Origin of the sequence: Halobacillus seohaensis, from assembly GCF_042663045.1 — a bacterium.
Lineage (GTDB): Bacteria > Bacillota > Bacilli > Bacillales > Halobacillaceae > Halobacillus_A > Halobacillus_A seohaensis.
The window spans coordinates 148546-164723 of the sequence record NZ_JBHSZV010000004.1 but is presented as its reverse complement, the minus strand read 5'-3'; the positions used below and the strand labels follow the sequence as shown (position 1 = coordinate 164723).

17 protein-coding genes are annotated in these 16178 nt (G+C 37.6%); all 17 read left to right on the top strand.

Annotation, left to right across the window (positions count from 1 at the left end; translation table 11 throughout):
• Positions 1-1220: 1220 nt before the first annotated feature.
• The 17 genes from ACFQIC_RS01095 to aroH all read left to right on the top strand — a co-directional run bounded on the left by ACFQIC_RS01095 (position 1221) and on the right by aroH (position 16178).
• Complete coding sequence (locus ACFQIC_RS01095; RefSeq protein ID WP_204706447.1) at positions 1221-1820, top strand: YphA family membrane protein; 600 nt, start codon at positions 1221-1223, stop codon at positions 1818-1820.
• 218 nt (positions 1821-2038) lie between these two features.
• A complete protein-coding gene (gene der, locus ACFQIC_RS01090; protein ID WP_204706445.1) occupies positions 2039-3349 on the top strand; it encodes a ribosome biogenesis GTPase Der in 1311 nt (436 codons plus the stop codon).
• A 20-nt stretch (positions 3350-3369) separates the two neighbouring features.
• Positions 3370-4410 (top strand): NAD(P)H-dependent glycerol-3-phosphate dehydrogenase, encoded by a 1041-nt coding sequence (locus ACFQIC_RS01085; protein ID WP_204706443.1) that lies wholly within the window; start codon positions 3370-3372, stop codon positions 4408-4410.
• 59 nt (positions 4411-4469) lie between these two features.
• Positions 4470-4730, top strand: a complete 261-nt coding sequence (locus ACFQIC_RS01080) for a stage VI sporulation protein F (protein WP_204706441.1) — start codon at positions 4470-4472, stop codon at positions 4728-4730.
• 191 nt (positions 4731-4921) lie between these two features.
• Entirely contained in the window at positions 4922-5119 is a 198-nt protein-coding gene (locus ACFQIC_RS01075; RefSeq protein WP_204706439.1) for a DUF2768 domain-containing protein, read from the top strand.
• A gap of 15 nt (positions 5120-5134) precedes the next feature.
• Positions 5135-5857, top strand: coding sequence for a hypothetical protein (locus ACFQIC_RS01070; RefSeq protein WP_204706437.1), 723 nt, complete (start codon positions 5135-5137; stop codon positions 5855-5857).
• A 1103-nt stretch (positions 5858-6960) separates the two neighbouring features.
• Entirely contained in the window at positions 6961-8439 is a 1479-nt protein-coding gene (gene spoIVA, locus ACFQIC_RS01065) for a stage IV sporulation protein A (RefSeq protein WP_204706435.1), read from the top strand.
• Positions 8440-8788: 349 nt separating this feature from the next.
• A complete protein-coding gene (locus ACFQIC_RS01060; RefSeq protein WP_082233987.1) occupies positions 8789-9061 on the top strand; it encodes an HU family DNA-binding protein in 273 nt (90 codons plus the stop codon).
• A gap of 123 nt (positions 9062-9184) precedes the next feature.
• Positions 9185-9409, top strand: a complete 225-nt coding sequence (gene mtrB / locus ACFQIC_RS01055; protein ID WP_204706432.1) for a trp RNA-binding attenuation protein MtrB — start codon at positions 9185-9187, stop codon at positions 9407-9409.
• Between the two features lie 113 nt (positions 9410-9522).
• Complete coding sequence (locus ACFQIC_RS01050; protein WP_204707547.1) at positions 9523-10302, top strand: heptaprenyl diphosphate synthase component 1; 780 nt, start codon at positions 9523-9525, stop codon at positions 10300-10302.
• A 3-nt stretch (positions 10303-10305) separates the two neighbouring features.
• Positions 10306-11019 (top strand): demethylmenaquinone methyltransferase, encoded by a 714-nt coding sequence (locus ACFQIC_RS01045; protein ID WP_204706430.1) that lies wholly within the window; start codon positions 10306-10308, stop codon positions 11017-11019.
• Positions 11020-11034: 15 nt separating this feature from the next.
• The gene (gene hepT, locus ACFQIC_RS01040) at positions 11035-12003 is read left to right on the top strand and encodes a heptaprenyl diphosphate synthase component II (protein WP_204706428.1); all 969 of its coding nucleotides are present in this window, start codon (positions 11035-11037) and stop codon (positions 12001-12003) included.
• Between the two features lie 94 nt (positions 12004-12097).
• Positions 12098-12544, top strand: a complete 447-nt coding sequence (gene ndk, locus ACFQIC_RS01035; RefSeq protein ID WP_204706426.1) for a nucleoside-diphosphate kinase — start codon at positions 12098-12100, stop codon at positions 12542-12544.
• Positions 12545-12688: 144 nt separating this feature from the next.
• Positions 12689-13465, top strand: coding sequence for a CheR family methyltransferase (locus ACFQIC_RS01030; protein ID WP_204706425.1), 777 nt, complete (start codon positions 12689-12691; stop codon positions 13463-13465).
• 109 nt (positions 13466-13574) lie between these two features.
• Positions 13575-14741, top strand: a complete 1167-nt coding sequence (aroC, locus tag ACFQIC_RS01025) for a chorismate synthase (RefSeq protein WP_204706423.1) — start codon at positions 13575-13577, stop codon at positions 14739-14741.
• The gene (gene aroB, locus ACFQIC_RS01020) at positions 14741-15832 is read left to right on the top strand and encodes a 3-dehydroquinate synthase (RefSeq protein WP_204706421.1); all 1092 of its coding nucleotides are present in this window, start codon (positions 14741-14743) and stop codon (positions 15830-15832) included. Before aroC ends, aroB begins: the two co-directional genes overlap by 1 nt.
• The gene (gene aroH, locus ACFQIC_RS01015) at positions 15816-16178 is read left to right on the top strand and encodes a chorismate mutase (protein ID WP_204706419.1); all 363 of its coding nucleotides are present in this window, start codon (positions 15816-15818) and stop codon (positions 16176-16178) included. The genes aroB and aroH overlap by 17 nt, the downstream gene beginning before the upstream one ends.

Here is a 16178-nt window from a genome sequence, read left to right as displayed (position 1 = left end):
TTCATCCCAGCTCTTACGTTTTATAAGGACGAAGGCTACATCTAGTTCATCAATCACATCGGCGTTATCCAGCTCCAGCGCCTAGCGTCTAGTGAGACTTCCCTCGCTTCTGTACGATAAGTCAACATCGAATCACGATGTTCTTCGTGTTTCCTTTATCTCCGACAGCTCAGTCCAGTCCATACGTCGCTGACCAAGGCGCCTCCGCTTTTAAAGGTGGAGTCTCGCAATTTCCCGGATCTTCTTGTTTTCGTGAGGAGAACGGAAGCATCAGATGTGGTGCTTCAAGTGAAAAGCATTCCTTACGAGTGAGAATTGTGCTGGAAGGTGCCTTCTTGCATATCGCTTAAAGCTTCGGATTATTCAATAAAAGAATCGTGGTTTTGTTGCTTTTTATCGGAGAATGGGGGAAGGGAAACCACTCGCTTTTAAAGGTGGAGTCTCGCGATTTCCCGGACCTTCTTGCTTTCGTAAGGAGAACGGGAAGCATCGGATAAGCTACGTCATGTGAGCAGATCGAGGCCTAAAAGGTAATCCTGAGTTGCCGTAACATATCCATGTATACAAGTTAATCTAAATGATGTTTCAAATGGGGGGGGGTTATTCTGAAAAAAACTATAGCGTTTTTTATAGTATTTTCCCTTTCTTCTGTACCGGTTAGTGCTTTAGATTGGGGACCTTTTCTTATCTGGAACGGTAAAACTTATGATGTAAAAAAAGAAATAGTTCCAGAAGCTGAAATTGGCGAAGCTATTGGTGAAGTGAAGACAACACCCAATAACAACACGGGGAAATATTATGGGAATGCTTCTAATGTGTATTCTAAAGGTACTAAATATTATGAAATTAAAGGTGAATCATCAAGTGCTGAAATTGCGGTTGAGGAAAGTGAGGATAATTGGGTTAAAGCTGTATACTCACACGACGCCCCTTTTCACATATTTAATTTGGTCACTAATCCTATAATTATTACATTCTTCGGTTTCTTAATAGCTGTGTTGGTTATTGTCTCTTACAAGAAATTCAAATAGCTTTTTAGGGGGGGATCGAAAATATGAAGTTTCCTTTTTGTATCATATATCAATAATCGTCTTTAACAGAGCCTAAATTGAAAGAGTGAAAGTTCATGTTGACTGATAAATAACTTTAAAACGATATTGGATATGTTCAAGTTTAAATGAAAGATTTTTTAGCCATAATAAGTATAAGGAGAGAAGATTATGGCTAATAATTACTATTGGTTTGCCTGGTTTACTTTAATTATTATACTATTTTTTTTGAATTCGCGTTCTAAAAAAAGAGATGCTTTGCTCTTTTATATTTTAATTCAGATGATTATGGGGGCCACTGTGCTTCAACCTGAAGGTAATAGTATGGTTGCAATCATTTTACATGTAGGTTTTGGTCTTTATTTCTGGGCAGAATCCAAACCTTTATTAGCTCAATTTTGGCCTGTTCTATTCATTTTTTTATGGACATTGGTTCATTTATTTTTGTTGACAAATCCTGTGTGGTACTTATTTCCGGGTACGCCTATAGGGTTGATTGTATTGATCTATTTAATAAACAAATTAACATTGTCGTTATCTAGTCAGATTGGGTTATGGGTTCTTATGAATACATTAGGTTTGGTTGCTGCTTATTTTGTTAGTTTAAGTCTTTCCGTAGTCTTTATGATGGATGTTGCTTATATGCATGCAACTATAATAAAAGGGATGGTTCTCCTTCTATTATTTGGAGGTGTTTCCCATTTGAAAATTTCACTCGTTCGTTATAAGCGAAGTCGAAAAAAACGGAAAAGGAAAAGGGCTCTTGCCTAATTTTTTTGATATATACGACCTCTCAGTGAATATAAGTTGACCCATCTTTAAGAAATTAATTGTATATTCAGGATGAATTTGCTAGTATGATAAGGTTAGATAATTTCTGATTTTCTAATGAAATAGAGTGAAAATTGACAGTTTATAGAAAGTGGTAATTTTAGATTACTACTTTTAAAATGAAAATATACTTAAGGTAAAGAAAGGATGACCCTTTCATGAGAAAATCTGTTGTTGCAGTAGTAGGTCGCCCAAATGTCGGAAAATCTACAATTTTTAACCGATTGGTAGGCGAGCGGATTTCGATTGTTGAAGATACACCTGGTGTGACTAGGGATAGGATTTATGCTGAAGCAGAATGGTTAACAACGAATTTTAATATAATTGATACGGGTGGTATTGAGCTTGGCGATGAGCCATTACTCGTTCAAATGAGGGCTCAAGCCCAAGTTGCTATTGATGAAGCAGATGTTATTATATTTATGGTAAATGGTCGAGATGGCATTACTGGGGCAGACGAAGAAGTAGCTAAAGTACTTTTTAAATCTAATAAACCAGTCGTACTTGCAGTCAATAAAGTAGACAATCCTGAAATGCAGGAAACTATATATGAGTTTTATTCTTTGGGATTTGGAAAGCCTTATCCCATCTCAGGTACTCATGGGCTAGGACTTGGTGATTTATTAGATGCTGCTGTGCAACACTTTCCAGAACAACCTCTAGAAGAGGAGGATGATGATACCATTCGTTTTAGTTTGATTGGTCGTCCAAATGTCGGGAAATCATCTCTTGTTAACAGCTTGTTAGGTCAAGAAAGGGTAATTGTAAGTGATATAGCTGGTACAACGAGAGACGCAGTTGACACACCATTTACAAAAGATCAACGCGATTTTGTTATTATCGATACAGCAGGAATGAGAAAACGAGGTAAAGTGTACGAATCCACTGAAAAATATAGCATTATGAGAGCATTAAAGGCCATTGAACGCTCTGATGTTGTCTTAAGCTTGCTAGATGCAGAAACAGGGATTCAAGAACAAGATAAAAAAATTGCTGGTTATGCTCACGAAGCAGGTAGAGCTGTCATTATTGTCGTTAATAAATGGGACACGATCAAGTCAGATGAAAAAGCGATGAAGGAATTTGAGGATGATGTGCGTTCTAATTTCCGCTATTTGGATTATGCCCCCATTGTATACTTATCAGCTAAAACCAAAAAAAGAACACATACATTATTACCAAAAGTAATCGAAGCAAGTGAAAACCATGCAAGAAGGGTTCAGACAAATATTTTAAATGAAGTTATCATGGATGCTTTGGCCATGAATCCGGCTCCTTCTATTAAAGGGCAAAAGTTAAAAATATATTACGCTACTCAAGTCGCGGTTAAACCTCCAACTTTTGTGGTATTTGTTAATGAGTCCGAATTAATGCATTTCACATATGCGCGATTTTTAGAAAATCGAATTCGTGATGCATTTGGATTTGAAGGTACTCCAATTAAAATCATTGCAAGAAAACGCAGTTAGCTTGAGAGGAGAATGGATTCATGGGTAAAGTAGCTGTACTAGGAGCAGGCAGCTGGGGGACAGCTCTTGCTATTGTCCTAGCTGATAATGGTCACAAAGTACACTTATGGTCACACCGCGAAGACCATGCAAGTGAAATTAACCGTACAAGGTCCAATGAAAAATATTTGAAGGGAATTACACTCCCGTCATCTATTCATGCAAGTTCTAATATGGGCTCTGTTGTTAATGGAGTCGAACATATTATTCTTGTTACTCCAACCCAAGCGATTCGTGAGGTGTGTAAAGAGCTTGTTTCACATGTAAGCGAGAAAGTGATCATTACACACGCTTCTAAAGGAATCGAGCCTGTAACTTATAAGCGTGTATCGGAAATTATCTCTGAAGAAATTCCTAGAGAATATTATTATGACATCGTTGTTTTGTCTGGTCCGAGTCATGCGGAAGAAGTAAGTTTAAAGCATCCTACTACGGTAACGGTTTCAGCTGAAGACTTAACCGTAGCTGAAAAGGTTCAGGACCTTTTTATCAACGAACAGTTTAGAGTCTATACCTCTCCAGATCTTGTTGGTGTTGAACTTGGTGGTTCATTAAAAAATATTATTGCTTTAGGTGCAGGGATTTCCGATGGTCTCGGCTTTGGTGATAATGCGAAAGCAGCATTAATTACTCGAGGTCTTGCCGAGATTGCTAGACTTGGTACATCTATGGGAGCAAATCCTCTCACATTCTCCGGTCTGACTGGTATTGGTGATCTTATTGTTACTTGTACAAGTTCTCATAGTCGTAATTGGAGGGCTGGATATAAATTAGGTGAAGGCTCGAAATTGGATAAGGTCCTCGCAGAAATGGGTATGGTGGTTGAAGGGGTACGTACGACAAAAGCAGCCCATCAATTATCAAAGAAACAACATGTGGATATGCCTATCACTTCAGGTATTTATCAAATCTTATTTGAAGGAGCTAATCCTCGGGATGTTGTTACTCAACTTATGACACGAATACGCAGGCATGAAATGGAAGATCTAACAAACATTTTGGATGATCAAATGAATAACTAACACTTCATTCTCCTCGTGCATATACTACCAAGAATCAATAGCACGAGGAGGTCAAATAATTGAGTAATTTCCAGAAGAATATTTTTGATCATTTGCAAAATAAAGCGAATATTAATCCTGAAGAGGTTTATAAAGTAGCTGATTCTGTAAAAAATGCTGATTTCACGGACGAAAAGGTTGTACGTCGTCTGGTGAGACAATTAGCAACGATAGCCAATAAGCCTGTTTCAAAGCAAAAAGAGGATAAAATTGTTGAAGCTATCATTAAACAAAATGTACCTCTAGATATGAATACGTTAAGTAAATACTTTAAAGGTTAATTTTATGTAGGCGTTTAAGGAGACAGTACTCCACTACTACGCATACTATATCCGTAGCAATAAATACGTAAGAGCTATAAAAGGGAATTATTTAGTCAGCCGGAGCATTGCTCCGGATTTTTTTGCTGCGAAGAATTCGCTTCCTGTGGTATAATGCCATCGGGTTTAAGGGAGTTTAGGAGGAGATTGCTATGTCAGTATCTATGTTGAAAATGTACATATCCTTTGCAGGTATTATTTCTTTATTTTTAGCGACAGGACTAATCTATTTAAGTCGTTTTAAATTATCAGGTGTTCTTTCTGTAATTGTCGCTGTTATTGCTTATTTATTTATGATTTTTGGTGGGATTATCATTCTATATATTGTTTTTAGTGGACCCACAGGTTAAAAGGAGGAGCGCAACATGAAATGGCTGAAATTATTTACCATCCCACTTGTTCTTTTTATGTTATCGGGTTGTTTATATCCCAATTCAAATCTGAAACAAAATCAACCTACAAATCAGGAGCAGCTGGACGCGGTTCAACAGGCTGTTAATCAATTTCACGAACAGGAGTCCGGATTGCTTCCTATCAAAACAAAAGATCAAGAAACTTCTATCTTTATAAAGTATCTGATTGATTTTTCTGCTCTACGTGACCGTGGTCTTATGGGCGAATCTCCTGGGAATTCTTTTGAAAATGGTGGATATTATCAATATGTTATTATAAATCCTGAAGAGGATCCCACGGTGAAAATTGTAGATTTGCGTATGTCCCAATCCTTACGTTCTCTGCAAGCGAAAGTTGATTTCTATGAAAATGAAAACAAATATCCTCCTCTTAACGAAAAGATTTCGAAAGGGGTATATAACCTTAAGTATGAAAAGATGGGCCTCGATAACCCTCCTACAGTGGACAGTCCTTATTCGGATCAACAATTGCCTGTTTATATTAATGAACGTGGAGAACTGTTAGTTGATTATCGAAAAGAATTATATGAGCTTATGAGACAGAAGGAACATTCTTATACAGAAGGAGATGATATTCGTTATCTCTTAACAGATCATGAACCTTTCGCTCCAGCATATTCTCCAGCTTATACAATTGAGGGGGAAGAACCAGTATTCATGAGCAGTGACTCATAATATGAGACCCTCTCTTATCTTGAGGCGCTAAAAAACTGATAATTTAAGAAAATCAGAACAAAATTAATCTAAATATAGAAAAATAAAGGAAGGGGATCACCTACAATATATGGTGATCCCCTTCCTTTATTTTTCTATATTTGTAGGGTTCTTAGAAAAAGGCTCTATAATGAATGTTGTGGTCATGCTTGATCTAACAGTAGCTCAGGAGAATAAAAAAAATGCACTCCATTCTTTCTTTTGACCTTAAAGTTGCGTCACAAAAAGGCCGAGGTGTCCCATCCCTCATTACTATGAAGAGTGGAACGAAACCTTTTTGCTGTGGGAATATTGGCATTGAAATGATCTGTTTGTGCCATGAAATTGATCCACTTCTGCCACTAATAGATCCTGTACTATAAATTCAGAAACGGTCTTCACAAGGAGTGGTGGTGAGGGTGGGCATACACATCAGGTAAGCTCATAGCTGCCGCTTATGGCCTGAAGTTATTGCCACCGAGTTTTTTCCTATGTACACTTCATATAAATAGGGTTATCACACCCAATTTTTAACAAATTATCTAATGGCTCAATAGAACGTGTGATGGCCATATTCCCTGGTCTGTATCAGGCTTCAATTGCGTTATTCTCGGAATCGAGTCTTCAGCAATTCTGCACTTATATGGAATAAAGCTACTCAAAATAATTGAATAAAGCTACTCAAAACAATTGAATAAATTACCTCTCCATTCATTTAAAAGCTCATTTATTTATCACACATTTCTAATAAACATGCTGCAAAAATCTGCAAAGAATAAATGCCATATACAAGTTCGAGGAAACCTCGCGGGTCACCCGAGGAAAGCGAAGTGTATTCAGGCTGCGGTGGCATAAGCAACAAACTATGCGAAAGCAGCTAAATCAAAAGGGTGATGGAGATCATTCTCCACCACCACATTTGACAGAGAACCAGACTTTATTGATGACCTCTATTTTAAAGGGGTGTGTTACTTTCAGTACTTCTTCGATTTCTTATAATTTCAAGCATAATTCAGTAAGGCAATGTCATAGAATGAAAGTGTCCAAGCTTGTAATTTAGTGAAATTTATCTGGGAGGGGATCCTTTGGAGAAGGTTGATGTTTTCAGTGATATTTCCAAGCGAACGAACGGAGATATTTATCTGGGAGTTGTAGGTGCCGTTCGTACAGGAAAATCTACTTTTATAAAAAAATTCATGGAATTAGTTGTCATTCCAAACATGGAGGATAGTGCAGAAAGAGAAAGAGCCATGGATGAATTGCCTCAAAGTGCTGCTGGAAAAACGATTATGACTACTGAACCTAAGTTTGTTCCTAATCAAGCAGCTTCTATTCAATTTGATGAGCATTTAGATGTGCGTGTTCGAATGGTTGATTGTGTAGGATATGCTGTTAAGGGAGCTGTGGGATACGAGGATGAGCATGGCCCTCGCATGATTCATACACCATGGTATGAAGACGCGATTCCATTTAATGAGGCAGCAGAGATTGGTACTCAGAAAGTTATTCAAGAGCATTCTACCATAGGTATTGTTGTGACCACGGATGGAACGATTGGCGAGATTGCACGTGCTGATTATGTGGAAGCCGAGGAAAAAGTAGTGGAGGAGTTAAGAGAAGTAGGTAAACCCTTTATTATGGTTGTTAACTCTGCGCAGCCTCATAGTGAAAGGACTGAGAAATTAAAAAATGATTTACAAGAAAAATATGACATTCCTGTCTTAGCTTTATCTGTAGAAAGTATGAGGGAGCAGGATGTTCATAATGTGCTTCGCGAAGCATTGTTTGAGTTCCCGGTATTAGAGGTTAATGTAAACTTACCGAGCTGGGTCATGGTTCTTGATTCTCGTCATTGGTTGAGAAAACATTTGCAGACAGCCATTGAGGAAACGGTTCAGGATATCAAACGCTTGAGAGACGTCGATCAAGTTATTGGGAACTTTGATCAGTTTGAACATATTACAGGAGCTCATATTTCAGGGATGGATCTTGGAGAAGGAATTGCGGAAATAGATTTACAGGCCCCTGAATATTTGTATGATCATATTCTAAAAGAGATCGTAGGTGAGGAAATTCGCGGCAAGGATCATTTACTTGAAATTATGCAAGATTTTTCTCATGCTAAACGTGAATATGATCAAGTTGCTGACGCCTTGCAGATGGTGAAACAGACTGGATATGGAATTGCGGCTCCTTCTCTAGAAGATATGGCATTAGACGAACCAGAGATTATTCGTCAAGGCTCTAGGTTTGGAGTCAGACTAAAGGCAGTAGCTCCATCCATTCATATGGTTAAAGTAGACGTTCAATCCGAATTTTCTCCAATTATTGGAACAGAGAAACAGAGTGAAGAACTTGTACGTTATTTAATGCAGGACTTTGAAGAAGACCCTCTCTCCATTTGGAAATCAGATATTTTTGGAAGGTCACTGAGTTCGATTGTAAGGGAAGGTATTCAGGCTAAGTTGTCCTTAATGCCAGAAAATGCTCGTTATAAATTAAAAGAAACTTTAGAACGAATAATAAATGAGGGTTCTGGCGGAATGATTGCAATTATCCTCTAACGGCTCCTATTCGGGCCGTTTTAATTTTTTTATTAAAGAAATTTCGCACTGTTATTTTTCTAGAATCATTTTCTTTGAACAAAACGAAGCAAAAACCGCAGAAACCTTGATATATCAGGGTTTCTGCGGTTTTTGTGTGAAAAGTAAAATCAACCATTTTTACCAGTTATAATTGCGATAATTACAGAGAAATGGCTAGAAATAGGCATTTTAAAAGTATTCTCTATTGAATTTCAGTACAAAGTCGTTTAATATAAGGCTTGTCATCATATGTTGGTGATAAATGAGGCACTTTAAGTGAATGAATCGTCACTTAAAAGACCAACCTTCTTGGAAGGAGGTGAATGTCATGAACAAAACAGACCTAATCAATGCAGTATCTGAGAAAGCTGAGCTTTCCAAAAAAGACGCAACTCAAGCGGTTGATTCTGTATTCGAATCTATCATGGATTCACTAAAAGACGGTGAGAAAGTTCAACTTATCGGATTCGGTAACTTTGAAGTACGTGAACGTGCGGCTCGTAAAGGTCGTAACCCACAAACAGGTGAAGAGATCGAAATCTCTGCCAGTAAAGTTCCGGCTTTCAAACCTGGTAAAGCCCTAAAAGATGCTGTAAAGTAAAGCTACATAGGGCATAGAAGGGGGTGCTTTTTATAGCACCCTTTTTTTGTGGTAAAAAGGTAGAATTTTTGACATAATAGTAGGAGTAAGAGATAGTAAGTCTTAAGAAAGGAGTCAGAAAAAATGACTACTTCAGAAAATGATTTTTTTGTAATAAAAGCTTTAGAAGATGGAGTGAATGTAATAGGTTTAACGAGAGGGACAGATACACGCTTTCACCACTCGGAAAAGTTAGATCGGAATGAGGTCATGATCGCTCAATTTACTGAACATACTTCAGCTGTTAAGATTCGAGGTAAAGCTGTAATTCAGACAAGTCATGGTGAAATCACTAACGAAGCAGAGTAATGTGGCTCTGCCAAGTACATAATAAAGCGTTACTAGTAAGATTATGCTATAATAAACATGTTTTAGGCGTGTCCACGAAAGGGATCAGGTGATAAAAGGTGACTCCAACAGAAATGCACATAGAACATTTGAAAAATAAAATAGCTGCTCAAGTCCGTCATCCTTTTTTGGCAAAGTTTATAGCTGACCCTGTCATTGACGAAGATAAACTTGCTATTCTGACTTCCATTATGGATCACACCACTCTTTCTTCAGTTAAGAAGGAAAAGTATATTGTCACAACAATGCTTGTCCAAATAGCCCTTGATACTCATGATTTGGTGACATTGTCTGAAGATGAGGAAGAACAGGAGACTGTCCGAACAAGACAATTGACAGTCTTAGCTGGGGATTATTATAGTGGATTGTATTACTATGTTTTATCACAATTAAACGATATTCCAATGATTCGTACATTGGCGGGTGCCATAAAAGAAATCAATGAATTAAAAATGGAATTATATTATAAGGATGTAAGCTCGTTTCAAGAATTTCTAGGGTCTTTAAAAAAGATCGAGTCTCTTCTTATCCAACGAGTGGCGACTTATGTGCAAAGAACAACGATTAATGATATGGCTGGGGATTGGTTATTGGCTAAAAAGTTACTTGAAGAGAAAAATAGTTATCAAGAAGGACGTTTTTCGCCAGTAATGGACCTGCTCGTAAAAAGACCAGGTTCTTTTGAGTCAGGCGGTCAGCTTGTTTTTAACATTGAACAGTTGCTCCAAAAACATATTTCAAACTTAGAAACAACTGTATCTAAGTTACCTATTCACTTTAATTGGTTAAAAAACTATTTTGATTCAACTATTTATCATAAATTTTATAAAACCCATATTGTAGAGGAAGGGTAAGTCATGCAACCGCAGTCTAAAGAAGAACGTGTTCATAGCGTTTTTGAAAAAATATATAGTCGGTACGATACAATGAACTCTATTATATCATTTCAGCAACATCGTCTTTGGAGAAATGATGTAATGAAGTGTATGAAGGTTACAGAAGGTGATTATACTTTGGACGTTTGCTGTGGTACGGGGGATTGGACGATGTCTTTGGCTGATCGAGTGGGTCCATCAGGTAAAGTTATCGGACTTGATTTTAGTGTCAATATGTTATCTGTAGCGATTAAAAAGAAGTTAGCTTCAGGTAAGAAACATGTAGAGTTTGAACATGGGAATGCGATGGATTTACCGTTTGAAGATAATCAATTTGATTATGTAACGATTGGATTTGGTTTAAGAAATGTCCCAGACTATCAACAAGTTTTAAAAGAAATGCAGCGAGTAGTCAAGCCTGGAGGGAAAGTTGTTTGTCTAGAAACCTCACAACCGACTAATCCAATCTTTAAGCGTCTATATTATATATACTTCGGACATGTTATGCCTCTATTTGGTAAATTTCTTGCCAAAAGCTATGAGGAATATAGTTGGCTCCATGAATCTGCAAAAGATTTTCCAGGTAAGAACGATCTTACAGCAATGTTTGAACTAGCCGGATTGGCTCATGTTGAGGTTAAATCCTTTACAGGTGGCGTAGCGGCTATGCATATGGGTGAAAAGCAATCGCATTAATTGAGGATGAAAAATATGAAATTAGCCATGATATATTCATTTTTAAAACAAGACTTAGCGACTATTGAGGACGCGGTAAACGAGACGATCCAATCAAATAACCCCGTGTTAAGAGAAGCTTCTAGTCAACTGTTGAGAGCGGGCGGAAAGAGAATTCGACCTGTGTTTGTGTTACTTGCAGGTAAATTTGGAGATTATGATATTGAAAGAATGAAAGCAGTGGCTGTCTCTCTGGAGTTAATCCACACGGCTTCGTTAGTTCATGATGATGTGATAGACGAAGCTGAAATGAGGCGAGGAGAACCTACGATAAAGTCAAAATGGGACAACCGAATTGCCATGTACACAGGTGATTACATATTTGCTCGATCTTTAGAAAATTTATCTACACTGAATAACCCGCGTGCCCATCAAGTTTTAGCTGAAACGATGGTAGAACTTTGTTTAGGGGAAATAGAACAAATCAGGGATAAATATAACCTTGATCAAAATTTACGTCATTACTTGCGGCGTATTAAGCGAAAGACTGCAATTCTTATCGCTACAAGCTGTAGAATGGGAGCCATCGCTTCTAATGTTAATAAACAGGAAGAAATGGCCTTGTTCCGTTATGGGTACTATGTTGGGATGTCTTATCAAATTATTGATGATGTATTAGATTTCACTGCTTCTGAACAAGAACTAGGTAAACCAGCGGGTAGTGATTTATTACAAGGGAACATAACTTTGCCTGTGTTGTATTCTCTAGAAGATCAAGATGTTAAAACGGAGCTTCATGAGTTATTTCAAAAAGAAGATCCTACAGCAGAAGATCTATCTCGTGTTATTAACACAATAAAGACAAACGGGTCTATTGAAAGATCTCTTGCAGTCAGCGATCGATATTTAAAGAAAGCTTATCAAGCCCTAGAGCAGCTTCCTCAAAATAAAGCCAAACAAACGTTAAAAGGAATCGCAAAGTATATCGGAAAAAGAAGAACTTAGTAAATTTGCTTGCCACAATCCTATTCTTTTGATAAAATTTTTAATGGCGCTGACTAAAGCGCTTTCATAAATTACATAAACTGAGGTGTTTATCATGGAAAAAACATTTTTAATGATTAAGCCAGATGGAGTTCAACGTAATTTGATAGGAGATATTATTGCCAAATTTGAAAGAAAAGGATTTAAACTAGTAGGGGCAAAGCTAATGACAATCGATCGGGCTTTGGCAGAAGAACATTATGGTGAACATAAAGAAAAACCTTTCTTTAAAGATCTTGTTGATTTCATTACTTCCGGTCCAGTTTTTGGTATGGTTTGGGAAGGGGAAAATGTAATTCTCACAGCTCGCCAGATGATGGGCGCCACCAATCCAAAAGAAGCTATACCAGGAACAGTACGAGGAGATTTTGGGTTAACAGTCGGTAAGAATGTAATTCATGGATCAGATTCTAAGGAAAGTGCTGATCGTGAAATTGGTTTATTCTTTGACCAAACTGATTTACTTAACTATAGTAAAGATAACTTGTCGTGGGTTTATTAACTTAAATGTAAAGAAGCTATCTCAAAGAGGGGCCTCAACGTGGAACCTTAACTGAGATAGCTTCTTTTTTATAGATAAACTTTACAGCATTAATTTAATGCTTTACTCTGTAAAAGAAGATGTTTTGTAAGGAGCTTATCGTTCATGGAAAATGATTATGAAATTTTCGTACATAAATTAAAAAAAGAATCTGGGATTGATCTGCTTTTTTATAAAGAAGCGCAGATGAAGCGAAGGTTAACCTCTCTTCGTGATAAGCGAGGCTTCACAAGCTTCGCTGAATACTTTGAAGCGGTACAAGCAACTCCAACACTTTTCAATGAGCTTTTGGACCGTATGACGATTAACGTATCAGAATTTTACCGTAATAAAAAACGATGGGATATTCTCGAACAGAAAGTAATTCCTCATCTATTAAAGCGTCAAAAGAAATTAAAAGTGTGGAGCGCAGCTTGTTCTACAGGTGAAGAGCCTTATACGCTTGCTATGGTCTTACTGAAGTTTATTCCTGAGCATCAATTGGAAATAATAGCAACTGACATTGATCGTAATGCATTGCAGCGGGCGAAAATTGGTTTGTATCCCGAGCGTTCTCTCAAAGAAGTGCCACTAGAGATCAGAGAGAAATACTTTACAAAGGAAGACCAACTATTTCGAATCAGTGAAAACGCGAAAAAGTGTGTGACGTTTAAAAAACATAACTTGTTAGCCGATCGCTATGAAAAAGATTGTGATCTTATAGTTTGTAGAAATGTTCTTATTTATTTTACCGAATCAGCCAAACAGCAGATATATACAAAATTTAGTGAATCGTTGAAAAAGGACGGTATCTTTTTTGTAGGAAGCACGGAACAGATCTTTTCACCGAACCATTATCAGTTTTCAGTATTCGACACGTTTTTTTACCAAAAATCTAGTTAGGTAAACGTTTACATTGATTTTTTCTAATAGATTGAATATTTGAAGAACACAAAGATATATCCTTATGATATAGTAGTACGTAAATTTTAATACTAGGGGGACGTTCATTATGCGTTATTTAACATCAGGGGAGTCACATGGGAAGCAACTCACAACAATCATTGAGGGAGTACCATCACACTTACCCCTTGTTCCAGAACAAATAAATGAATCTTTAATACGAAGACAAGGCGGCTATGGTAGAGGACGCCGTATGCAAATTGAAAAAGATTTAGTAGATATTACAAGTGGGGTTCGTCATGGTTACACTTTGGGATCTCCAATTTCTTTAGTCGTTCATAACGACGATTTTAAACATTGGATCAATATAATGGGGGAAGACCCACTGCCAGAGGACGCTGACGTAAAGCGTACTATTTCAAGACCTAGACCAGGGCATGCCGACTTGAATGGTGGAATGAAGTATGGACATCGAGATATGAGAAATGTACTCGAACGCTCGTCAGCACGAGAGACAGCAGCGCGAGTAGGAGCTGGAGCCGTTGCAAAAGTACTTCTTCGCGAATTAGGTATTGAGGTAGCAGGTTATGTTCGAGAAATTGCTGGTATTGTTAGTGAAGTCGATGAAAATTTAAGTGTAGAAGAGCGTGCTCGTATCTCCGAAGATTCTCCAGTACGTACATTTGATGAATCAGCAGCTGAAAAGATGATGAAAGCTATTGATATTGCTAAAAAAGAAGGAGATTCCATCGGAGGCGTTTGTGAGGTCTACGTCGAAGGTATGCCTCCAGGAATGGGCTCCTATGTGCAATACGACCGTAAATTAGATGCGAAAATTGCTGGAGCTGTAATGAGTATTAATGCCTTTAAAGGTGTTGAATTTGGATTAGGATTTGAAGCAGCCCGTCACAACGGTAGTGAAGTACATGATGAAATACTATGGGACAAAGATCGTGGATATTACCGTCGAACCAATCGTTTAGGTGGTTTTGAAGGGGGCATGACTTCTGGAATGCCTATAGTAGTTAAAGGAGTCATGAAACCGATTCCTACGCTTTATAAACCTCTTCAAAGTGTGGATATCGAAACAAAAGAACCTTTCCAAGCTAGTATTGAGCGTTCAGACTCTTGTGCTGTACCCGCGGCATCTGTGGTTATGGAGCACGTTGTTGCATTCGAATTGGCTAAAGCTATCACTGAAGAATTTCCGGCTGACTACTTTCCAAGATTAAAGAAAGCTGTTGATGAGTATCGTGAAGAAATGCGTGAATTTTAATGAGTACTTTAATGATTTCATCTTCGACACATTCTTATCAAGTTGTTATAAAAAAGGGTTTGCGTACGCAACTAAAAGACCATTTAGATAAAAAGTATGCGAAGGTTCTAGTAATAACTGATAGCAAGGTAGGTCCTCTTTATCTAGATGAAGTGATCAATGCATTTCCTGAAGATGTTGAAGTTTCCCATAGTATCGTATCAGCTGGAGAAGCTTCAAAAAGTATGGAACAGTATAGTAATTTATTAAATGCCTGTATTACAAACCAACTAGATCGTAATTCGCTAATCATTGGGTTAGGTGGCGGTATGGTTGGTGATCTATCAGGGTTTGTTGCTTCTACCTATTTAAGAGGTGTTGATTTTCTGCAAATGCCGACATCGATTCTTGCTCATGACAGCAGTGTTGGTGGGAAAGTAGCTATAAATCATAAACAAGGAAAAAATCTAATAGGCTGCTTTTATAGTCCTATTCAGGTTATTTATGACACAGAAACACTTCAGACTTTACCAGTAGAAGAAATTCGCTCAGGATATGGCGAAGTGGTTAAACATGCATTGCTGAGTGATATGTCATGGTGTGAACAACTGCTGGTGGAGGATTTATCTGCTCTTTCATATCAACAGTTGGAAGATCATTTAACCTTAGGTATACAAGTGAAAGCGGAGGTTGTTGAACAAGATGAAAAAGAACATGGTGTAAGAAGACATCTGAATTTAGGTCACACACTTGCCCATGCCATGGAAGCTGAATTAGGTTATGGTGAGATTACTCATGGAGAAGCAGTAGCTATTGGAATATGGTTTGCTATGAAAATAAGTGAGGATTCCTTTAAAGTTTCTCTCCCTACTAAATCATATGTGCAATGGCTCATAAAAAATGAGTATCCAATTGATACTTTATTAAAAGTAAATCCTGAGAAGCTAGTAAACAGAATGAGATGGGATAAAAAAACGATAGATAATAATATTCATTTCGTTTTATTAGAAGCTGTAGGAAGTCCGACAGTCGAAAAGATTAGTGAAACTAAACTTCATCAATATTTAAATGATTTTGTAGAAGAGGTGAGCCAAATTGATAAGAGGAATTAGAGGAGCGACTACTGTGGAAACCAATGATTCGGAAGAACTTGTATCCCGATCCCATGAACTTATAGCCGATATGGTTCATCAAAATAATGTGAAAGCTGAAGATGTTGCTTCTGTGCTATTTACTGTAACGGAAGATTTAAATGCTACATTTCCAGCAAAGTCAGTAAGGAAGCTTGAGGGCTGGACTTATGTTCCGGTAATGTGTATGCGGGAAATCCCCGTACCTGATAGCTTAGGTAAATGTGTACGTGTCATGATGACAGTAAACACCTCAAGTAAACAAAATGAAATTGAACACATTTATCATCAGGGAGCAACCGTTCTAAGACCAGACTTAAAAAGCTAA